This window comes from Gordoniibacillus kamchatkensis (genome assembly GCF_000829455.1).
Lineage (GTDB): Bacteria > Bacillota > Bacilli > Paenibacillales > NBRC-103111 > Gordoniibacillus > Gordoniibacillus kamchatkensis.
The window spans coordinates 150,267-172,029 of record NZ_JXAK01000001.1 but is presented as its reverse complement, the minus strand read 5'-3'; the positions used below and the strand labels follow the sequence as shown (position 1 = coordinate 172,029).

Genomic DNA, 21,763 nt, shown 5'->3' with positions numbered 1-21,763 from the left:
GGTGAAGTCTCCGCAAATGTGGTTAGTTTCGCTCGTTTCGTTATAGTTCCCGAATGTTTTGAAAATCATGACTTCGCAACTGCGCGCCGCGGACAACATAAAGGCTTGCCAGGATGAATATATATTGACTTAAGACAATGCAGACAATGCAGACGATATATAGTTTAGTACATTTTGGGAGGGCATGTACATGGGGACGGGCGCGGTTAAAGGGTGGACGACTCTGCTTGCCGGCGTTACGCTGCTGGGCGCTTTAGCGGGCTGTAGCGGGAAAGGAGCAGATCAGGGAAGTTCCGGCGGCGGTGCGGCGCCAGCGGACAGCAAGCCTGCGGACAGCAAGGCGGCGTCCGGAGATGGCGGCAAAAGCGGCGAAGCGGCGGGCAAGCCGGTTACGCTGCGCATGATCGAAAGCTTGACAAGCCCGGAACGCACCAAGCTGCTGCAGGACATGATTGCCCGGTTTCAGAAAGAAAATCCGAACATCACCGTTGAACTCATCTCCCCTCCGTTCGACCAGGCCGACAACAAGATCAGGACGATGCTCGCGGCCAAGCAGGAGCTCGACATTTTGGAGGTGCGCGATCTCAACATCGCCGAGTACGTCAATAACGGCTATTTGGAGCCGCTCGACTCGTTCGCATCCGGCTGGAGCGACAGCAAGACGCTGTCAGGGACGGCTAAAGCCGTCGGCTCGACAAAGGGCAAGCTGTATTTCATCGCGAACGCCCTCTACCAGCGGCAAATGTTTTACCGCAAAGACTGGTTCGACGAAAAAGGGTTGACCCCGCCGAAAACGTGGGAAGAGCTGTACGAAGACGCCAAAAAAATTACCGATCCGAAGCAAAACCGTTACGGCTTCTCGTTCCGCGGCGGCCCGGGAGCGAACGGCAACTTTGACCGGATGATTTACGACTATAACGCCGCGGCCATCAACCTGGACGACGCCCCTTTTACGAAAGACGGCAAGACGACTTACGGAACGCCGGAAGCGAAGCAGGCGCTGGAGCTGTACAAAAAAATTTACAAAGAGGCGTCGCCGCCGGATTCGATCAACTGGGGCTTCCAGGACCAGGTTCAGGCGTTCACGTCGGGCGTAACCGGCATTTTGCTGCAGGACCCGGATGCGATTAAAGTGCTGCAGGACAAAATGGACCCGAAAACGCTCGGCACGGCCATGATGCCGGTCGGCCCAAGCGGCAAGGCGCTCGTCAGCACCGGTGCAGGAGGCTGGGGCATAACCGCCTATTCCGCGCACAAGAACGAGGCATGGAAGTTTATATCGTTCATATCGAGCCCGAAGGAAAATACGGACTTCTCCAAAGCGTTCGGCACGATTCCGATCCACACTTCGGCCGCCTCCGACTCGTATTTCCAGACGGGACCGTACAAAACGCTGCTCGACATGACGAGCAAAGCCGACGTTTACGTCACGTACACGCCGCCGTTCAAATATCCGGGCAACGGCAGCTGGAACGACGTGAGCATGAAAGGCCAACAGTCTTATTTGCTCGACAAAAGGTCGGCGGACGATGTGCTGAAGGAATGGGATAAGTTCTGGCTCGATCAGAAAAGGTGATGACGACGTGAGCGCTCGCCAGAAATTCATACTATCCGGCCTGCTGCCCGCACTGCTGCTCGTCCTTGTCTTTACGTACTACCCTTTCTTCAAAGGGGTAGCGATGGCGTTTCAAAACTACAAGCTGTTCAATCTGAAGCAAGTGTACTTCGTCGGCCTGCAAAATTTTGCGGATGCTTTCAAAGATCCGCAATTTTTGGCGGCGCTGAAAAACAGCGTGTACTGGGTGTTCTGCTCCCTGCTTCTGCAGTTTCTGCTCGGGTTTATGCTTGCGCTCGTGCTGAACAAACGGTTTTGGGGACGGGGCGTCTATCAGGGCTTTATTTTTTATCCTTGGGCGTTGTCCGGCTTCCTGATCGGTCTCATCTGGAAATGGCTGTTCAATTCGCAAATTGGCGTCATCAACGACCTGCTGCTGCGGCTCGGCCTCATTCACAACCGGATCGGCTTCCTGTCGGATCCGAAATGGGCGATGGCGTCCGTCATTACGGCCAACGTCTGGTACGGGATCGCCTTTTTCACGATTATGCTGCTGGCCGCCCTGCAGTCGATTCCTTCCGAGCTGTACGAAGCGGCGAGCATCGACGGCGCGAACGGCTATCGCAAGCTGTTCTACGTGACGATCCCGTACATTATGCCGACGATTATCGCCACAACGCTGCTGCGGGTCATATGGATTTTCAACGATCCGACGCTTATTTACGGCATGACGAACGGCGGCCCGGCCGGCGCGACGCACATTTTGTCGTCGTTCATGCTGAATAAAATCATTTATGACGGCGATTACGGAGCCGCTTCGGCCGTCGGCGTCATCATGATTGTCATCCTGTTTCTGTACACGCTGTTCTATTTGATGGTGACGAAGTCGGAGAAAGTGGGTGACTTTTAATGAGACGGCGGTACGGCTATCGGATCATGAAGGTCGCCTTCCTTTCCTTCTATGTTCTGGTGATGGTGTTCCCCCTTTACTGGATCGTCATCACCTCGCTCAAGCCGCAGAAAGAAATTTTCAGCTTGCCGGTCCGGTACTGGCCGGAGCACTTGACGCTGCAAAATTACGTGAACATTTTCAAAGTGTCCAAATTCGGCGTGTATATCGCCAACAGCTTGCTCGTCTCCGTTACTTCGGCGCTGATCGTGATGGTGATCGCCATTTGCAGCGCCTACGTGCTGGCGCGGTTTCGCTTCCGCGGGCACCGGCAAATTATGCTCGGCTTTTTCGTGACGCAAATGCTGCCTGGCTTTATTTCATTGGCGCCGCTGTACATGATGATGTCCAGCATGCACCTGCTGAATCAGCGCATCTCCTTGATTTTGATGTACACTGTCATCTTGATTCCGTTCTCCACCATTATGCTGCGCGGCTTCTTTCAGCGCATTCCGTCCAATCTGGAGGAGGCGGCGATGATCGACGGCTGCTCCCAGCTGTCGGCATTGCTGCGGGTCATTATTCCGATCATGCTGCCCGGCATCTCCTCGATGTTCATTTTCGCATTCGTGCAAAATTGGAACGAGCTGTTTCTGGCCGTCATGTTTATCGATAACGAAGCGCTCAAGACGCTGCCCGTCGCCATGAATTCGTTCGTGCTGAAATTCAACGTCGATTGGGGCGCGATGTCCGCCGGTACGGTGCTCTCGGTGCTGCCGACGATCGTTTTGTTTGCCCTGGCGCAAAAATTTATCGTGGAAGGATTAACCCAAGGGGCGGTGAAAGGATAATGCTGTGCTTTGAATGGTTGGGCCTCGCTATGAAGCATGACCGGCAGCCGCTTTATTTGCAAATTCATTTTACCGGTCGATGCGGAAACGTATAACGAAGAAATTTTGCTGCTGAAATTGCGCGGCTATCCGTTCGTCCTCGTCGACCGGGGCGAGGCGCCGGGATTGCTTCGCGGTCCCGTGGCGGGTGCCGGGGCATTCTATGATTCTCTCGCATATGAATGTAATAGATTCATAGAAAGCGAGGGATCATCATGATATTGCGCAGAATCGATACAGTGACCATCCGGTTTGCCCGGGAGCCGATAACCGGCGTGAGGACAATCGCGGCGGTCCGCATCGTCGGCAGCGCCGCTCCTTGCCTGCGGCTGTTAGTCGTCGGCAAGCGGTTAATTCCCGCGGTCAATTGTTTGCTGCGGAGCGGTTTTGTGCTTGTAGCGTTCAGAGGAAACGTGCTCGTGTTCAGGCGCCGCAAGCGCCGCCGCGCATGACGCTGAAAAAACCGGCTCTCGTTCGTGAAGAGCCGGGTTTTTCATGCAATCTTCCAAACGCGACAAATGCAGAACTGTGTCGTATAATGAAAATTGGCATATAAATCTAGTTAGAGTAAGGCAGAGATTCAGATGAGACGATTGTTCATGGCACTTATGGTTAACGCGATCCTTCTCGGCGGTTGTGCGAACAAGCAAGCCGCAACACCGGCGGCCGACCCGGCCCAGCCGGCCCAGCCTTCCGCCGCCAGCGCAGGCGCAGCTTCCGACTCGACGTACACGCCGGCTTCCGCCGCGTTCAAACAAACTTCGGTCGTCTACGATGTCCGAAGCGCCGGGAAAAAAGTGGCTCTCACGTTTGACGACGGCCCGGACCGCAAATATACGCCGCAAATTTTGGATATTTTGCGGAAGGATCATATCCATGCGACGTTTTTCCTTATCGGAGAACATGCGGAAAAATACCCCGATATGGTCAAGCGGATCAAAGACGAAGGGCACGCCGTCGGAAACCACACCTGGGATCATCCGGATTGGAGAAGCTCTCCGCCGCCGGGATCGAGAACGAAATTACGAAACGGACACTGTATTGGAGCGGCTGACGGGCGCCAAACCGACGCTGTTTCGAGCGCCGTACGGGGCCGTATCCGCGGACGTTACGACGGCTGCCGCGGAGACGGGGCACCTCATGATCGGCTGGTCGGTAGACACGATGGACTGGGACGGGAAAAACGTTGCGCAAATTCTCGCCGCCGTACGCAAAGAAGGTAAGCCGGGCAGCATCGTCCTGCAGCACAGTGCGGGCGGTAAAAACGGAAACTTAAGCAATACGGTCGCGGCTTTGCCGCAAATCATCTCGTATTTTCAGAAAAACGGGTATGCATTCGTTACAGTTCCGGAGCTTCTTTCCGACAAATAGCGTACGGCGTTGCCGCTTGCGAGCGGCAGCGCCGTTTCTTCATCGATCCGGACTTGGGCGATTTCACCGATTCGCGGCTCCTGATACGCGGCCGGGCATTGCTTCGGCGTAGGCGACGAAGAGAGACGCTGAAAGTCGTACATCCGTGGCTCAAGGAAGCGTATGAGGAGCTTAAGGCCAAGGTGATGTGATCGTATATGTTTTCTTTCCAGTCCCGCGCCGCAGTTCTGTAACCGAGAGACGTGGGAGGCTGAATGTACGAAAAATTCCCGGTGCCATTCATTTTTTGCTATCATTAAATCGAGACTGACACAACATTCGGGACCGGTAAACGATACAATGAGCAAACAATTAACTGTATTGGTTATCATGATCGGCGTATTTGCCGCCATGACATCCGCTTTTGTTTACGGCTGGCTTCGCCCATCGGCCCAATACCCGGAGGCGCGGGGAGGAATGCTGGATGCGAGACAGTGGAATTTCGCGAAACAGGGCATCATTCCGCTGCGAGGAGAATGGGAGTTTTACGAAAACAAGCTGCTGAGCCCCCGCGATTTCCTTGCCGGCGGGGAAAAGCTGCAAACAGAGCGCCGAATCGTCCGGGTTCCCGGAAATTGGAAGGGCCTTGCGTTCTCTGGCAGCGGATTTGGCGCGGGCACGTATCGTCTGCGTATTCAAACGAATGAACCTGCTCTTTACAGTCTTAGAGGAAAGAAGATCCGCATGTCGAGCCACATTTACATGGGAGGGGCGGATCTCGGCGGCAACGGGCGGCCGGACTTGGCAGCGGACCGATTTGTTCCCAGCAACGTTCCGTTTTTTGGTTCCGCCAAAGTGGAGTCAAGTACAGTAGAGATTATCATTCAGGTGGCCAGCTTTCGATACTTGGCTGGCGGATTGGTGCAAGCGCCGGAATTTGGTTTGACGGGGGACGTATTGGCCAGGCGCGACGACGCCCGTTTGGCCGATATGATTGTGATCACGACGATGCTCGTGTTCGCGGTTTATTTCGCCGGCATGTTCAAACGATGGCGGAAGGAACCTTATCTGGTATTATTCAGTTTGTTCTGTTTGACAATGGGGCTGTTCTTTAGCATCGACAATGAAATTGTCATGTCGACTTATTGGCCGTCTCTTTCCTTTCTGTGGCTGCAGAAAATGATCTTTATCCTGCCCGGCTTCTCTATGATGTTTTTTGTCCTGTATGTGTACCTGTACTTGGGCGAGAAGGACAGCGTATTTTTTAAGCGGCTGCGTCAGGTTTCATACGCATTTCTTGCCATGCTGGCCGTCATCCCGAACGATTATTTGCTCGATACTTATTGGCCGGGGATGGTTTTGCAGATCCTTGCTCTTTCCTTCATTTTTGTTTGCATATTCCGCGGCCGGCACCGCGGTATTCACGTCTATTATATTTTGCTGGGCGTTTTCTTCCTTGTCGTCAGCTGGATTTATGCCCACACTCGCTACATGCTGGCGCTTGACAATCCGTATTATATGATCGTCACGCCGCTGCTTCTCGTGTTGTCGCAGTCGTTTCTTATGTCGGAGCGGATACGCGAGGCGGTTGAGCGGAGCGAGCGATTAGCCAATCAACTTCTCGTTTACGATCGCCAAAAGGACGAGTTTCTGGCCAAGACGTCGCACGAGCTGCGTACCCCGCTGCACGGCATCATCAATTTATCGCAAGCGCTGCTGGACAACCGGGAAAAGCCTCTGCCCCCGGAGCATCGCGAAAATATCCGGCTGCTTCATCTGATCGGGCGGAGGCTCGCCGGACTAGTCCACGATATTCTTGATATGAATCGGATCCGTCACGGTCAACTTTCCATTCAGACAAAGCCTGTGGACATCAACATGTCGACTCGCTTCGTGATCGAAACGTTATCGATCGAGCCGATCAAAAGGGAAGTTCAGCTTGTAAACGAGCTGCCGGCCTCGCTACCCCTTGTAGAAGCCGATGAAAATCGTGTGCGGCAAATTTTGCACAATTTATTGGAGAACGGGCTCAAGTATACGGATCGGGGGACAGTGACCATATCGGCGGAAAGGCAAGGGAACGCATTAGCCGTCACTATTGCCGATACGGGGAAAGGCATACCGCCGGAGGCGTTGATCCATCTGTTTCGGCCGTTCTTTCAATACGGCGAAGAAGGGGCGGGTTCGCGCGACGGCATCGGGCTCGGCCTCAGCATCTCGAAGGAACTTGTTGAATTGCAGGGAGGCAGCCTGGAGGTGGAATCCGAGGTAGGGCGGGGTTCCCGCTTTACGTTCACCTTGCCGATTGCGCGGGAAGCGGCGAACGAGGCCGCAGCAACGTCCAGCCGCCGGGCGGAGCCGACCGTATTTTCTTCTTCGCGCGTGGCGGCGGCCGATCAAATGGTGCCTTACCACATTCTGATCGTCGACGACGAGCTTTCCAACTTGAAAGTCGCAATGGATGCGATATCTTCCATGAAGTATGCTTATACGGCGGTGGGAGGCGGTGAAGAAGCGCTGGCGGCGTTGACTCGTATGCCGAAGCCCGATTTGGTTCTGCTCGATTTGATGATGCCTAGCGTTTCCGGCTTGGACGTATGCCGGGAAATCAGGTCGTTGCACGGATTGGCCGAGCTTCCGGTGCTGATGTTGACCGCCTCGGGACAGACGGGCGATATCGTGGCGGCCTTCGCGGCCGGAGCGAACGATATTTTGCAGAAGCCTTTCGAGCTGGCGGAACTTAAGGCAAGAGTGCAATCGCTGCTGGCGATGAAAAGCTCTTCCGAGCACGCGGTGCGCAGGGAAATGGACTTTTTGCAGGCGCAGATTACGCCTCACTTTCTGTATAACAGCTTGAACGCTTTGGTTGGCCTCAGTTACAAGGATATGAGCAAGCTCAGAGAAACGATCCATCATTTGACGACCTATCTCCGTGCGAAATTCACTTTCGCCTTCCGGAGCGAAACCGTGCCTCTGGAACGGGAGTTGGAGCTGGTCAAAGCATACCTCGCAATTGAACAGCTGCGTTTCGGCAATCGGCTTCGGGTACGTTACGCTATCGATGAGGGAGTACATAGCATGCTCCCTCCGCTCACCTTGCAGCCGCTTGTCGAGAATGCAGTGCGTCATGGAATCGGGCCGAAGCCTGAAGGCGGCACCGTGGACATTATTGTTCGGCGCGGGGACAACGGTGTGGATATTGTCGTAGAGGACGACGGTGTCGGCATGGATGAACAGAAATTGTCCGTGTTGGAAAACGGACAAGCCGCCGGAATCGGGGTCGACAATGTGAATCGCCGACTGCAAATGATGTATGGGCGGAAGTTGGCTATTCGCAGCCGATCGGGCCAAGGAACGCAAATTACTTTTCGTCTGACGGAGGAGAACGATGCTGAGAGCGATATTGATCGACGATGAGGAATTGGCCCTTGCCGTGTTGGAAATTTTGCTGCTCGAGATCGGCGGAGTGACGGTTGTCGGCAAATTCCTGGGCATTTCCGAAGCGTTGGAACAGTGCGCAGACTTGCAGCCCGATCTGATCTTTCTCGATATCGAGATGCCGGGGACAAACGGCCTGGAGGCCGCTGAGTCCCTGTTGGCCCAATGTTCTGCCGCAGAGATTATTTATGTGACCGCGCATCATCAATACGCTGTAGAAGCGTTCGAGGCAAATGCGATCGGATACCTTCTCAAACCGGTTGCCAAAGATCGGCTGGCCAAAGCAGTATCCCGTTACGTGTACCTGCACGCGAGAGACGCGAAGCGAAACGGCGAGCTGCCTGGCAAGGACGGTAAAGATGCCGGTCATGCGGGGAGCGGGAAGCTGTCGCTGAAAGTGCTGGGAAGCATGGAATTGTATAACGCCGATGGCCGTTTGATTACGTGGCGGACGAAGAAAACGAAGGAAATGTTCGCCTATTTATGGCATCATGGCGGCACCCCCGTTTATCGCTACCATCTTATCGATCATTTATGGCCGGATACGGCTCCGGACCGCGCCCAAACGTTGTTCCATACGACATTGTACAATTTGCGCAAGGCGCTGAAATCCGCCGGATGCCCCGATATGGTCGTGTTCGGCGATGAACGTTATTGGATGCGTACAGAACGGATAGCGAGCGATTATGAGCGATTGGAACAATTGATGAAAAAAGGATGTCAGCCGGGAGATGCGGAAGAACTGTTCGCTCTTTACCGAGGCGACTATTTGGAGATCGAGCATTACGAGTGGGCGAATAGCCGGATATACGATATCCGGACCACGTATGTCCAATGTCTCGAACAGGCGTTGGAAGGAGCTTCCGGTTCGGTCAGGGAAAGACTGCTGCGGAAGCTGATCGAACTGGAGCCTTACCAGGAGAAGCACTATGATCGCCTGAAGCAGCATTTGGGGAATTAGCGGAACGTCACGGCGGCCGACTGGTTGAACCGCCTAGGCGGGGGACGATCGGATAACGGTCGAACCGAGCCGGGGAGCAATGCGAGCAGTCCATGGGGAATCGCGAAGGACAAATTTCGCGGTTCCTTTATTTGTTCAGAATATGTTCATAGACGGTCTGATATAATGAGTGCAAAAATTGATGGCCGAAATTTCCGTTGACCGGAGGGGAGGCTATCATCGCAATGTTCAAACATATGATGATGTCTCGGGCTATTCGCCCATTACAAGCATCGGCGAATTGGCGCAGTGTCTGGCCGTGAACGGAATGAACAACAAGCAGTACGAGCTCGATAAATGCGATTACAAGCGCGGAATTTACGGCAATTATCGTCAGAACGCCAGGGTTTCGGACAGCGGGGCTAGGATCATCGTTTGTAAGATATGGAACCTGACCGGGGAGGGCTCAGTGCGCAGAGCAGTTTTGATCGACGATGAAGACATGGCTTCGGAAGTTTTGGAAATCCTGTTGCGGGAAATCGGTGGAGTGGCGGTTCTGGGCAAGTTTACACACGTATCGGCAGCGCTCGATAAAGCGGACGAACTCAATCCCGATCTAATTTTCCTCGACGTTGAAATGCCCGGGATTAACGGATTGGTCGGCGCCACCTTACTTCGGGAACGGTGTCCGGACGCCAGCATCGTTTTTGTCACTGCCAGCCAGAAGTATTTGCATGAAGGAGAGCGCCCCAAGTTTGCCGGATATTTGCTGAAGCCTGTTGTCAAGGAACGTCTGGCGGAAGTTCTGGGTAAACCCATATGCTCTGAAGGGTAACGCAAATCCCGAACAGCCGACGCCGTACGGGACGGTCACGCCGCCCAAGTGGACCTGGCTGTCTCCATTCGACAGCCGTACCAGGATGCGATGGCGCAACATTGCGGGTACGTTTCGGGCGCTCGAATGTTGCCGGAATTATGGCGTCCCTACTGGTAGCGAAAGGGCTGAAAAGTCTGCTTTCTCGTTATTTGGAGCTTTGTCAACCTTTTGGAAACGCCTAGTGCGGATCCGCATCCCAGGTGTTGTGAGAGGACGGGGGCTAGCCGCCCCTTCCTGCTCGCTTACAAGGCAATCTTCTCCTTGATATGAAGTGAAATGAGGCGCGCGCCGGCGTTTTGCCAGTTGTAGCAAGTCCGCTCGGGGACACAGGTCCGAAACCAATCGAGGGCATGTTTGGCGTGGGCGTCCAATCTCTCATCCGCATAACGGATACTGTAAGGCTTTATCCCGATGACGTAAGGAAAGTACAAGGCGTTGAAAAAGCGCCAATCGTCCGCCGTGTCAAACAGTTTGTCCGGATTCGGCTTCATCTGCAAAATGGTTTCGGTCAGCAAATTTTTCAATTCTACCGCGCGTTCGAGCACTCCGTCGGGCGCGCCGCGCTCTTTGAGCCTGCGCTCAATGACGGTTAGACGGGTGAGCGGATTGGACGCCAGCTTCTGTAAATTACCCAGATGGCTGAGGGCTCGCCGAATGTATTGAAACAGCTCTTCGTCGCTAATTTGCTCGGGCGCCGTTTCTTCATCGATCCGGACTTGGGCGATTTCCACGATTCGCAGCTCCGCACGTCTGTTCAGCAAATTAGGAAAAGTCGCAAACGCAATGTTGTCCAGCAAGGATCGGATCGGATAGCTGTACACCTGAAAAGCGATAGAGATGGCCACGCTGGCCATTAGCAGCAGGAGCGTCCTGAAGTTCAGTTCGCCGCCCCATATAATCGCCACTGCCACTTGTCCGGAAAACAACAAGGTGAAAAACAGCGAGTAATCGAGCGAACGAAAAAAGTCGGGAAGCCACGACTCCCCTTGCTTCCTGATTTCTCCGATCATCAGTCGGATGGCTGAAGGAATCAGGCTTAAGCCGTAGAGAAAAAACTGCAAGCGATGCAAGGAGCCGAAAGGCCAGGCGAACGAAGCGGTGACAAAACCGGTGTATACAATAAGCGGCATGAACAGAATGAAACAACCCGGTATGCCGATTCCCGCTTGGTGAAACCGTACTTCCCGGATCGATCCTGCCGCAATAAAGAGCAGCGAAATCAGTACTACCGCGTGAAAAGCGGCGGCATACTTGTCCGGATCCTGCGTCAGCATCCATCCGAGACCGCTGAGGATAGTTACAAGAGGCAGCCCGAAGCTCCAAAGGACCCGCCACGATACCCGGCGAGGGGAGCCGCTTTCAGCAGAGCCGCTCAGCAATGCTCCATACCAGCCTGCCAGCGACAAGTAGTAAGCGTAATCTTGCAAGCGGAGAAGGTTGCCCCCTGACGGCAAATCGTAACAATAACCGAATAAAAGATCGGCTGCCATGCCGGCCGCGCATGCAAGCATACAAAGTCCCGACAGCAGTACTCGCAAGTTCCTGGCTTCCCGATAAATCATGTATAAACCAAGCCAGCACACAAATCCCCAAAAAAACAATTGAACGGCTAACAACCCCGCAGTGCTCCCTTCCTCCCCCAATTGCCAATTGGATGGGGCTTCCATTCTATTCACACCTCATTGTATCTCATTGAACTTGGGCGAAACAAGCAGGCCATTACTGTACGCAGCGGCGGTAATGGCCCGCTTTTTGTCCGGGCGCTTTTCGCTGCCAGAAGGTGCCGATTTGCGATATTGGCAGGAAACGGCAGTAAAATGTGTGGGTATGGCAGTAATCCGGGAGGTAGGATGAACCTGCGAGAAGCAAGCAAAATTGAACTTTGGAGGAGATCCGCATGTCTAAGTCCAGTATCCAAGTCGCATTAACGGTACGTCAGCTCGTTATCGGTTCTGTCAGCGCCATCCCGGAAGAATGGTTTGATGTGCAGCCGGGCGGCTCCAACAATACGATCCGTTGGAATATCGGCCATCAGGTGACGATGCTGAATTGGTTTTTGTCTTCGGCCGTACCGCTCGATTACCGGCTGCCGGACGACTACAATTCATTGTTCGTTACAGGAACGAAGCCAGCCGATTGGCAAGTAACGCCGCCGTCCAAGGAAGCGCTGCTGGAGCAGCTGTCTGCTCAATTTGAAAGCCTGGCGAAAATTTCTCCGGAATCGCTCGCCAAAACGTTAAATCCCCCGTTTGCCATGGGCAATCTGGCGTTTGCAACGGCTGAAGAAGTGTTCGGCTTTGCCTTCATTCACGAGGCGCTGCATCTGGGGATCATTTCGAGCCTCGCCAAACAAATCCGCTTCGACCGCGAGATGGAGCCTTATTTTCAGTAAGTGATACAAGGACTATATGAAGTGGCATTCGCCGGTTCCTGTACGACAGGAGCCGGTTTTTTGCGTGCATCCGGCTCCGTGCTCCGTCCTCCGTGAGAGAGGATAGACAGGGATTATAGTCGTGCTTCGCGAATAGGTTATAACGTTCGGATTATACGGGAAGATGCTATACCTATCGTTTGACGGAGCAGGGAGTAAATAACGCAGCAGAAGCAAGTGCTGATCAACCATTATGCGGAATATTTGAACAGGGCCAGGACGCTATAACCTATAACGGAAGGGAACGAGGCGGGCCATGCATCCAATCCTGAAACAGCTTACAAGGGACGTGCCATTCACAGGAAACCTGAAAAGCGATATTCGCTTGTTTCTGACCGCAAATAACTGCCCGAAGACGGCCGGGCATTGCATCGACGTAGGTAACGAAGCGAGAAGGGTGGCAATCCTGTTTCATGCCGACGCCGACGCTGCGGAAACGGCGGGATGGCTGCACGATATTAGCGCTGTTTTTCCGAATCACGAGCGGATAGCTGTGGCGAGAGAACTGGAGATTGAAGTTTTACCGGAGGAAGAAGCTTTTCCGATGATTATTCACCAGAAAATATCGAAAGCGATGGCGCGGGATATTTTCCGCATCACGGATACGGAAATATTGGATGCGGTCGGTTGCCACACGACGTTGAGGCGCGGTTCGACATTGCTGGACCAAGTATTGTTTGTGGCGGATAAAATTGCGTGGGATCAATCGGGGGAACCGCCGTACATTCGGGAGCTTCTGCGAAGCCTGGACAAGTCGCCGGCCCACGGTGCATTTGCCTACATCAATTACTTATGGGAACGAAGAGAGACGCTGAAAGTTGTACATCCGTGGCTTAAGGAAGCGTATGAGGAGCTTAAGGGCAAGGTGATGGTGCAGTGAGAAAAAAATATTACGTAATCGTTGCAAACATTTGAATTGACCGATGTTATGCTGATATGGTTAAATTAGGAATATAGTCTCAGTTAGACGCAGCAGTATGAACTGTAAGTCCTATTTGACAGATGCAGCCGGGGGGGTGAGCGCAGGCCGTGCGCAAAAAAATCGGGGATCTGCTTGTAGAAGCCGGCCTGATTACAGACGAACAGCTGCAGATTTCGTTGAAGGAACAGCGCGAATACGGCATGCGCCTTGGCGACGTATTGATTGCCCGCGGCTTCATCACGGAGCAGCAACTGATTGAAACGCTTAGCCTGCAGCTGGGCATCCCGCATATCCAGCTTTACCGGCATAAAATCGACACGAAAGTAGTCAATATCGTTTCGGAGCATCTCGCGGAACGGCACCAAGTGCTGCCGGTCCGAACGGAGGGCAATAAGCTGGTCGTGGCGATGGCCGATCCGCTCGATTATTTTGCGATCGACGAACTGCGCATGAATACCGGATATCGCATTGAGCCGGTTATTGCCTCCAAGGACGAGCTGCTGCGTGCCATCAAACGCCATTACAGCCTTCAGGAATCCGTCGCGCAAATCATGGAAAATTTGCAGGCGAAGGAATGGGCGGAGCCGCTGGACGAGCCGGAAGAAGAAGATTCGCCCGTCGTGAAAACGGTGAACCAAATCATCCTGCAGGCAGTACATATGGGGGCAAGCGACATCCATATCGATCCGCAGGAAGACGGTTTAAGTATCCGCTATCGGGTGGACGGCATGATGAGAACCGAAAGGTCGCTTCCGCTTCACATGCAGAGCGTCATCGTTGCGAGAATCAAAATTATGGGCAACTTGAACGTCGCCGAACGAAGGCTCCCCCAGGACGGGCGCGTGCAGATGGACATCGAGTTTCGCCGCGTCGACATCCGGATTTCCACGTTGCCGACGATTCACGGCGAGAAAGTGGTCATGCGGATTCTCGATCTGGGCAATTCGCTTACCGAGATCGAGAAACTCGGATTTTCCGAATCGAATTTGCAAAAATTCGTGAAGGGCATCAGCCGACCGCACGGCGTCGTTTTAATTACGGGGCCTACCGGGAGCGGAAAAACAACGACGCTATATTCGGCGCTATCGCGCCTGAACAGCGACGAAGTTAACATCATCACCGTAGAAGATCCGGTAGAATACCAGTTATCCGGCATCAATCAGGTCCAGGTCAATGCGGCGACTGATCTCACTTTCGCCAAAGGTCTGCGGGCCATATTGCGCCAGGATCCCAATATCGTGATGGTAGGCGAAATCCGGGATTCCGAAACGGCGGAAATTGCCGTCAGGGCGGCGATGACCGGCCATCTGGTGCTCAGCACGCTGCATACGAACAGCGCCGTTAACGCGTTGACACGATTGATCGATATGGGAGTGGAACCGTTTCTCGTCTCATCCTCAGTACATTGCATCGTCGCACAAAGATTAGTCCGCAAAGTTTGTCCTCACTGCGCTTGCGACGATTCGCCCACGATTGAAGAACAAACGCTGCTGCGGGCTCATGGCATCGAAGCCGGGACCTTGCGCAAAGGGAACGGATGCAGAGAATGCGGGCGCAGCGGTTATAAAGGAAGGCTGGCCATCCACGAAGTTTTACTGGTTGACGACGTTTTGCGTTCCATGATTTTGCAAAAGCGGCCCGACAACGAATATTTGCATCACGCGTTGCGTAAAGGGATGGTGCCGATTCTGAAAGACGGGCTGGAGAAAGCGGCCGCGGGTCTCACTACCTTATCGGAAATTTTCCGGGTAACAAGTAACGAGTAATAAATGCTTGCGACATAAATCTATCAGCGCGTTTATATAGATAGAATGCAGCCGTTCCATTCACGATAAACCCGCTGTTGGGGTGATGATAGCCATGCCAAGGTTTCGTTATGTGGCCGTCGACGCAAAAGGCAACTACTCGCGAGGGCGGCTGGATGCTCCGACATTGACACTGGCAATGGAAGAGATCAAGCGCAGAGGACTCTGGATCATCGATTTGTTCGATCCGGGGGAAAGCATCCTGTACAAAGAAATCCATCTAGGCGGGCCCAAAGTGAAGAGCGATCATTTTGTCGCTTTCTGCAGGCAGCTGTCCACGATGTACAAATCCGGCATTCATATCGTCGAGGCGGTACGCATTTTGGGCGAGCATAGCGAGAGCAAAGCGTTCCGCAAAATATTGCGTTCCATATACGAGGAGATGGCGAGCGGAACGCCGTTTTCGACAGCGGTTGCGCAATATCCTGACGTTTTCTCCGACGTGTTCGTCAACATGGTTCGCGCCGGGGAAGTAAGCGGCAAGCTGGATGACATGCTGAACCGCCTCGCTTTCTTTCACGAAAAGGAGCACTACACAAAAGAAAAAGTGAAGTCCGCGATGATTTATCCGGCGGCTGTTTCGGTAGTTACGGTTATCGTCGTGACGATATTGATGACGTTCGTCGTTCCGCGGTTCGTATCGAATTTCCAAGCGATGGATATGGAGCTGCCGCTGCCGACGAAAATCGTCATCGCCATCAGCGGCTGGATGAAACGCTTCTGGTATTTGCTTCCGGTTATCGTGGCGGGTCTCGCCCTGCTGCTGAGATGGATTCGGGGTACGGCCAAAGGCGCCTATTATCTCGATCTCGCCAAGCTGAAAATGCCCGTGTTCGGCAAGCTGTGGCACAAGCGCGCCCTGTCGCGATTCAGCCGCACGTTCTGCTCCTTATTCGCCGCATCGATACCGATGCCGCGCATCATGACGATCTTGTCCGCCGTCGTCAGCAACGAAGCGATGGCCAAGCTGATCCGCGAATCGCGGGAAGCGGTCAGCAGCGGCGATTCGCTTGCCGAACCGTTCAAAGATAGCTGGCTGTTCCCGCCGATGGTGGTGCAGATGTTAGCAGCGGGGGAAAGCAGCGGAGAAATCGACAGCATGATGGAGAAGGTGGCCGACTATTTCGAGAACGATGTCGATACGATGGCCGATCGCCTGAAGTCGCTGCTGGAGCCGCTCATGATCGTGCTGCTCGCCGGCATCGTTGGACTTATCGTGTTGGCAGTGATGTTGCCGTCGTTTACGATGATCAACAACATGCATGCCTAACGGTTTCACTTGCAATTCATATATACATGATTATGGAAAAATGAAGGGAGAAGGAAAACATGTACGCATTGCTTAGAAAAAAATTGCGCTTTACGAAAAATCAGAGGGGAATGACACTGATTGAATTGTCGGCGGTCGTCATCATCATGGGGATTGTGGCTACCGTTGCGGGGGCTGCTGTAATCGGCTCGTTCAATAAGTCTAAGACAGCCTCGACGGCTACGTCGCAGCAGGTCATCACGGAAGCGGTCCAACGATACGTCATGGATTCCAACATGAACCTTACTGTCACGCCGACATCAATTACTGCAGTCCAACTGGTTAGCGGCGGTTACCTGAGAGACATCCCGCAAAATTCCACCGGGACACCACTCAACCATGTGACAGTGGCCAATACCGCTGCAGGATTAACGATTGCTTATTATTCATCGACAGATGAAACTACCACCTGGTAATCTCACACGCCACATCCAACTAGCATGAACACCATCATCGCATTATACCGCGACCATCCTGCATTTCTTACCACTGTCGCCTGCCTGTTTGGCCTCGCGATCGGGAGCTTTCTCAATGTCGTGGCGATCCGCATTCCGCAAGGGCAGTCGATCGTGCGGCCGCCGTCGCGATGTCCGCATTGCGAGCATCGCCTCGGGCCGGCGGATCTGATTCCGGTCGCGAGCTATTTGTTTCTGCGGGGAAAATGCCGCTATTGCCGCGCGCCGGTTTCCCCGATGTACGCAGCAGGCGAGGCGGCGGCAGGGGCGCTCTTCGCCGTCACAGCATGGAAGCTCGGGTTTTCGCCTGAGCTGGCCGTCGGTCTGCTGTTCGTTTCGATTTTGCTTGTGATTACGCTCACCGATTTGAGCCGAATGATCATACCCGATAAAGTCGTCTTTTTCGGAATGGCCGCAGCGTTCGTCCTGCGGCTCTTCATTCATCCGCTGCCGCTGTGGAACTATGCACTCGCTTTTTTCGCGGGCAGCGGGCTGCTGCTGATGATCGGACTGCTCGGCACGGCTGTTTTGCGCAAGGAAAGCATGGGCGGCGGAGACGTCAAGCTTTTCGCTTTCATCGGCCTTGTCTTGGGCGTGAAGCTGACGCTGCTATCCGTCTTTGCCGCCAGCCTCTTCGGCACGCTGTTCGGAGTCATCCAACTGGCCCGGGGCCGCTTTCGGCGAAACGAGCCGATTCCTTTCGGGCCGTTCATCGCAGCGGGGGCATTTTGTGCATATTTCTGGGGGGACCGGATACTTGACCTGTATTTCGCACTCATTTTCCGCTAACGAAGCATGACAACGGGGAGGTACGATGGAAATGAGACGAAGAAGATCCGTGCAGAAACCGCAGTCTACCGCCTTTCGTCCATCGCCCCGGAAGGCCGTCCGTCCGGCCTTGGGGTTAGAAATTACCGACCAGGCTTTAAAAATCGCCGAAATCGCTGCCAGCCGCAACAAGGCGTACCGTTTGACGAATTTTCACATTGAACCTCTCCCGGATTGCGTGGAGGATGGAAAAATAACGGACGTTCCCCGGGTTTGTTCCATTCTGCAAAGCATCGCCAAGAAGATGAACGTCCGTACGAAGGAAGTTCATCTCGTCATTCCGAGCCAGCATATGATGGTGCGTTTATTGAAGCTTCCCGACCTTCCTGTCAAAACGCTTCGGAAGATTGTCGATTTTGAAGTGAAGCACAACGTTCGCCTGCCGTTTGAACGTCCCTATTACGATTTTGTAAAGCTGGACGCAGAGCCCGATGCACCGGCGTTAATGACGGCGAAGCCAGCCGTCCATCCCTCTGGCAAACCGGGCGACTCCGCCTCCTCCTTTGCCGAGGCCGCAGCTTCCGCCCAAGACGGCGAACCCGAACAACTGCCGTACCGGGACTTGCCGGATTCGTCAGCCCCTCGGGAGCGGTCGATGCGCCAATGCGACGTTATGCTCGTCGCTTCCTCTCTGGATCTAATCGAACAATATGCTTCCGTCGTCCGGAAGGCCGGACTGAAGCCTCTCAGCATGGAAATTAAAGCAATGTCGCTTTACCGGGCACTCGAATATTCGCATATGTCCGCTCAAACGGGCGCATTCGTTATCGTAGATATTAACGAAAACGCAACGGATATCAGCATATTTGACCGGGGCCAATTAAAAATGTCGCACAACGAGCCGATTCGCTTCGATGCGGAAGCGGATCTGCAGGACGCTTGCGACGATTTGGCCGACGAAATCGACCGGGTGATGAACTTTTACCGCTATACGCTGAATAATCGCGGCGCCACGTTCGAACAGATCGTCGTATCCGGGGATGTTGACCGTTTTCAGGATATCGTTCAGCGGCTGGAGCAGGGGCTTGAGCAGAAGCCTGTTGTGTTTGAGCCCGGCCACATCGCTGTGGAACAAGCGGATGCCGCTGGATTATTCCCTGCGCTAGCCGTTCCGATCGGCCTTGCGCTGAGGGGGAAACAGCGATGAACAACATCAACCTGCTCCCCAAAGTTCCTTTATTGCGGCGCTTCTATATTCCTTTGCTGATGTTGCTCGTCGCCTTGTTCGTCATCGCCGGAGCGTTGATCTGCACTTGGAGCTACTTGCTCGCCAAGAACAACGCTGTTATTCGGCACGACGCCGATCTGGCGCAGGCGACAGTAAACCGGCTCCGGAAAGAACGGGAAGTCGACCCTTTGACGAAAAATACCGCCGCTTTGGCTGCGGAAATTCAAAAGCTGAAAACGAGCCGGCGCGATTGGAGCCCCGTGTTGGACGCGATCATCGCCAGCCTGCCCGCCAATGCCCGCATGGTGGACGCCAATGCGGCCGATCTGAATTCGGTAACCGCAAACTGCGAATTTTCCACGGTAACCGATCTTGCCGATTATGTAGCCAAGCTGCAGCACAACCCGCTCATTGCAGAAGCCGCCGTCAAGGATATTCATCGCCTGGAGAAGGAAGTGGCTCCGAAAGCGAGCGTTCCTTTCTTTCAGGCATCGATCACTGTTAAACTGAGTGCTATTGCGCAACCGAAGTAGGGGTAGACATGAAAAAAATGACGCAGCTCATCACGGTATACGCCCGGAAACCTCTGGTCATCTTTTTGCTTGTCGTTTGTGCAGGCGTTTTGTTGAACGCAGGCTTGTTTGCCGGCATGCTGCTGCCGCAGCTAGCCAAGCGGCAGCTGCTGGAACAGCAGCTGCAGATGGCGGCAAGGCAGAGGAAAACGTTGGAAAGCCAGCCGGTGCAAGCCAGAGCCAGTGCGGCGGATAGCGAGCGGCTTGCCAAGCAGCTGCCGGCGGAGGACGAGCTGCCTGCGTTCCTGGTGAGCTTGAGCGACATAGAGAAACAGTCGGGAGCAAAGGTGTTGAACGTCTCCATCATGGACGGCCCGGCTGCGAACGCAAAGGCGGCTTCGCCGCCGGCGGCAGCCTCCCAGGCTCAGGCGGGAGCCCCCCAGGCTCAGACGGCAACGCCTCAAGCTCAAGCGGCGAACCCGGCCATTGCCGAAAGGCAAGTGAAGCTGGATGTCGATGGGACGTATGCGCAGCTCCTTCTTTTCATCAATCAGCTTCAGCAAATCGATCGCATCACGACGGTCCGGCAATGGCAGTTAACTTCCGGCAGCGGCCCCGGCGCGGCAAGCAATCCGCTGCAAATCCAAACCCTGCCGTTCAAACTTTCGCTCACTTGCTCCATTTTCAAGAATGTTCTGCCGCAGAATGCCAATGCCGGGCAATCGGGTGGTAAACCATGATCGTCAAGCTGATTCGGAGCGAACGAGGAAGCCTCCCCTACGTTATCCTGATCGTGCTGATGCTGGCCGTGTTCGTTCCCGGCATTTTATTGATGACGACGAGCACGGAGCTGGCGAACAAAAAAGACGGGGCTCAGAAGCAAACGACCGAATTGGCCGTGAGCGGCTTGCAGGCGTTTGTCAAATATCCGGGCACGAGCGCCGATAAGCTGACTTATTTGAAGACGGGCCGCTACGGTTGGATGTCCGTTGCGAATCCCGGGGGAACCGCCGTCGATTACGCGCAATACGCGGTCGACGCCGGCACTCCCGATACGGATGTGCTCGATCCGGCCAAGATCGTTGCGGCTAATTCGATCGATCCGAACGGCAGCTATAAAGTCGTCGTTGCGGCGATCTCCGGGGATACGAATCATAATCGCATTCGGGATAGCGGGGAGACGCTGTTTTACAAAAAAGTGCTGACGGCCTTCGTCGCTCCTTCCACGGCAGGCACGATCACTTCCGTCACGCCGACGCCGGCAAGCAGCGTGGCGGGTACCCCGCAGTCCGTAAGCGTGGCGGTTACGGCGAGCGGTGTCGCGGACGATACGGCCGTTACCGTGGAGCTGCAGGCGAGCGACGGCTCATCCCTGTCGCCGCCGGTGGCGGGGAGCGGGACGTTCAAAAATCTTGCCGCCAACGTCGCGCTGACGATACCGGCCGCAGTCCCGGCCGGAACTTATCGGCTGCAGGCTTCCGCGCCAGGGGCCGTTCCCGCTTCCGTTACCTATACGATCACGCCGCCCTTCAACGGAACGATCAGCAGCGTTACGCCTACCCCGAACATGAATCAGGCGGGGAGCGTACAATTCGTGGCCGTTAAAATTGTCACGACGGGATACCCGGACAATACTGCGGTTACGGTGGAACTGGTCACGAACGCAAGCGCTTCGCTTTCGCCGCTGGTGTCGAAGAGCGGAACGATCTTCAGCAACGCCGCGAATGTGCTGCTGCAAGTCCCTGCTACGGTTCCCGTCGGTGACTACAAATTAAAGGTGACCGCACTCAGCGTAACGAACGCGGCGACAACGTACAGCGTCGTTCAGACCGTTCCCTCGAACGTGGCTTTGGCGATCACTTACGATGCGAACGGGGTCCAGCAATCGTTTACGAAGACGGATTTGCAGAACACGGGAGCCATTTCGACGCAAGGGGTATTGTTCATACCTACAAGCTACGGGCAAATTAATACGGTCAACCACCTTGCCGTCGATTATAACGCGCAACAGGGGATTTACATCGGTGCGGACATTCAGACGAAGGCGAACGGGGACAACATCCATTTAAAAGCGTGCCAAGGTCCGATCGTCATCGATGGCGCCGGCTTTGACACCGGTACGGGAAACGCCGACATTACGATGGAGGCGGGAACGTATATTAGCGCCAAAGGGACGAATCTGAACGCGGGCAGAAGCTTGTCGATGACTGCCAACCAAACGATCGACCTGAGCAATCCGAGCAACAATCCGAACGCGATAGTGAGCGGTAAAAGCATTACCCTGACAGCGCGTACGTTAGCGGACATTATCACGACAGGCACGAACTTTTCGCGGACGCCGACCAAAATTGGCAATGCCAACAATCCGGTGCAATGCCCGTAACCAGGTCCACT

20 protein-coding genes and 1 pseudogene are annotated in these 21,763 nt (G+C 54.3%); 19 read left to right on the top strand and 2 right to left on the bottom strand.

Annotated features, from left to right (window positions below; genetic code table 11):
• Positions 1-190: 190 nt before the first annotated feature.
• From SD70_RS00790 to SD70_RS00770, 4 genes are all read left to right on the top strand, one after another.
• Positions 191-1,576, top strand: coding sequence for an ABC transporter substrate-binding protein (locus SD70_RS00790; RefSeq protein WP_082053023.1), 1,386 nt, complete (start codon positions 191-193; stop codon positions 1,574-1,576).
• Positions 1,577-1,583: 7 nt separating this feature from the next.
• On the top strand, positions 1,584-2,465 hold the full coding sequence (locus SD70_RS00785; RefSeq protein WP_041044790.1) for a carbohydrate ABC transporter permease: 882 nt from the start codon (positions 1,584-1,586) through the stop codon (positions 2,463-2,465).
• A complete protein-coding gene (locus SD70_RS00780) occupies positions 2,465-3,295 on the top strand; it encodes a carbohydrate ABC transporter permease (protein WP_052486907.1) in 831 nt (276 codons plus the stop codon). The genes SD70_RS00785 and SD70_RS00780 overlap by 1 nt, the downstream gene beginning before the upstream one ends.
• A 254-nt stretch (positions 3,296-3,549) precedes the next feature.
• The gene (locus SD70_RS00770) at positions 3,550-3,786 is read left to right on the top strand and encodes a hypothetical protein (RefSeq protein ID WP_041044788.1); all 237 of its coding nucleotides are present in this window, start codon (positions 3,550-3,552) and stop codon (positions 3,784-3,786) included.
• Between the two features lie 128 nt (positions 3,787-3,914).
• Here SD70_RS00770 and SD70_RS35640 read toward each other — a convergent pair whose 3' ends face one another.
• Positions 3,915-4,088, bottom strand: coding sequence for a hypothetical protein (locus tag SD70_RS35640; RefSeq protein ID WP_156157824.1), 174 nt, complete (start codon positions 4,086-4,088; stop codon positions 3,915-3,917).
• 43 nt (positions 4,089-4,131) lie between these two features.
• Here SD70_RS35640 and SD70_RS40110 point away from each other — a divergent pair.
• The 5 genes and pseudogenes from SD70_RS40110 to SD70_RS32655 form a co-directional block, all read left to right on the top strand.
• Positions 4,132-4,296: pseudogene (locus SD70_RS40110) on the top strand (polysaccharide deacetylase family protein); the annotation flags it as partial.
• Positions 4,238-4,705 carry a polysaccharide deacetylase family protein gene (locus tag SD70_RS34395; RefSeq protein WP_197080890.1) on the top strand — a complete coding sequence of 156 codons (468 nt, stop codon included), beginning with the start codon at positions 4,238-4,240 and terminating at the stop codon, positions 4,703-4,705. The pseudogene SD70_RS40110 and the gene SD70_RS34395, both read left to right, overlap by 59 nt.
• A 339-nt stretch (positions 4,706-5,044) precedes the next feature.
• Positions 5,045-8,101, top strand: a complete 3,057-nt coding sequence (locus SD70_RS00760; RefSeq protein ID WP_041044787.1) for a hybrid sensor histidine kinase/response regulator — start codon at positions 5,045-5,047, stop codon at positions 8,099-8,101.
• Entirely contained in the window at positions 8,073-9,083 is a 1,011-nt protein-coding gene (locus SD70_RS00755; RefSeq protein ID WP_041044786.1) for a response regulator, read from the top strand. The genes SD70_RS00760 and SD70_RS00755 overlap by 29 nt, the downstream gene beginning before the upstream one ends.
• 181 nt (positions 9,084-9,264) lie before the next feature.
• Positions 9,265-9,897: a LytR/AlgR family response regulator transcription factor gene (locus tag SD70_RS32655; RefSeq protein ID WP_052486905.1), complete on the top strand. Its 633-nt coding sequence runs from the start codon at positions 9,265-9,267 to the stop codon at positions 9,895-9,897.
• Between the two features lie 284 nt (positions 9,898-10,181).
• Here SD70_RS32655 and SD70_RS00745 read toward each other — a convergent pair whose 3' ends face one another.
• A complete protein-coding gene (locus SD70_RS00745) occupies positions 10,182-11,477 on the bottom strand; it encodes a hypothetical protein (protein ID WP_156157822.1) in 1,296 nt (431 codons plus the stop codon).
• Between the two features lie 359 nt (positions 11,478-11,836).
• On the opposite strand from SD70_RS00745, the gene SD70_RS00740 reads away from it, so the two are divergent.
• From SD70_RS00740 to SD70_RS00695, 10 genes are all read left to right on the top strand, one after another.
• Positions 11,837-12,331: a DinB family protein gene (locus SD70_RS00740; protein WP_041044784.1), complete on the top strand. Its 495-nt coding sequence runs from the start codon at positions 11,837-11,839 to the stop codon at positions 12,329-12,331.
• A 295-nt stretch (positions 12,332-12,626) separates the two neighbouring features.
• Positions 12,627-13,250, top strand: coding sequence for a bis(5'-nucleosyl)-tetraphosphatase (symmetrical) YqeK (gene yqeK, locus SD70_RS00735; RefSeq protein WP_052486903.1), 624 nt, complete (start codon positions 12,627-12,629; stop codon positions 13,248-13,250).
• Between the two features lie 149 nt (positions 13,251-13,399).
• Complete coding sequence (locus tag SD70_RS00730) at positions 13,400-15,058, top strand: GspE/PulE family protein (RefSeq protein WP_041044783.1); 1,659 nt, start codon at positions 13,400-13,402, stop codon at positions 15,056-15,058.
• Between the two features lie 94 nt (positions 15,059-15,152).
• Positions 15,153-16,367, top strand: coding sequence for a type II secretion system F family protein (locus tag SD70_RS00725; RefSeq protein ID WP_041044782.1), 1,215 nt, complete (start codon positions 15,153-15,155; stop codon positions 16,365-16,367).
• Positions 16,368-16,426: 59 nt separating this feature from the next.
• Positions 16,427-16,822: a type II secretion system protein gene (locus SD70_RS32650; RefSeq protein WP_052486902.1), complete on the top strand. Its 396-nt coding sequence runs from the start codon at positions 16,427-16,429 to the stop codon at positions 16,820-16,822.
• A gap of 24 nt (positions 16,823-16,846) precedes the next feature.
• Positions 16,847-17,650, top strand: a complete 804-nt coding sequence (locus SD70_RS00715) for a prepilin peptidase (RefSeq protein ID WP_082053019.1) — start codon at positions 16,847-16,849, stop codon at positions 17,648-17,650.
• Between the two features lie 31 nt (positions 17,651-17,681).
• A complete protein-coding gene (gene pilM, locus SD70_RS00710) occupies positions 17,682-18,836 on the top strand; it encodes a type IV pilus biogenesis protein PilM (RefSeq protein ID WP_197080889.1) in 1,155 nt (384 codons plus the stop codon).
• The gene (locus SD70_RS00705; RefSeq protein ID WP_041044780.1) at positions 18,833-19,390 is read left to right on the top strand and encodes a PilN domain-containing protein; all 558 of its coding nucleotides are present in this window, start codon (positions 18,833-18,835) and stop codon (positions 19,388-19,390) included. The genes pilM and SD70_RS00705 overlap by 4 nt, the downstream gene beginning before the upstream one ends.
• Positions 19,391-19,398: 8 nt before the next feature.
• On the top strand, positions 19,399-20,109 hold the full coding sequence (locus SD70_RS00700; protein ID WP_041044779.1) for a hypothetical protein: 711 nt from the start codon (positions 19,399-19,401) through the stop codon (positions 20,107-20,109).
• The gene (locus SD70_RS00695; RefSeq protein WP_041044778.1) at positions 20,106-21,752 is read left to right on the top strand and encodes a hypothetical protein; all 1,647 of its coding nucleotides are present in this window, start codon (positions 20,106-20,108) and stop codon (positions 21,750-21,752) included. The genes SD70_RS00700 and SD70_RS00695 overlap by 4 nt, the downstream gene beginning before the upstream one ends.
• Positions 21,753-21,763 lie beyond the last annotated feature (11 nt).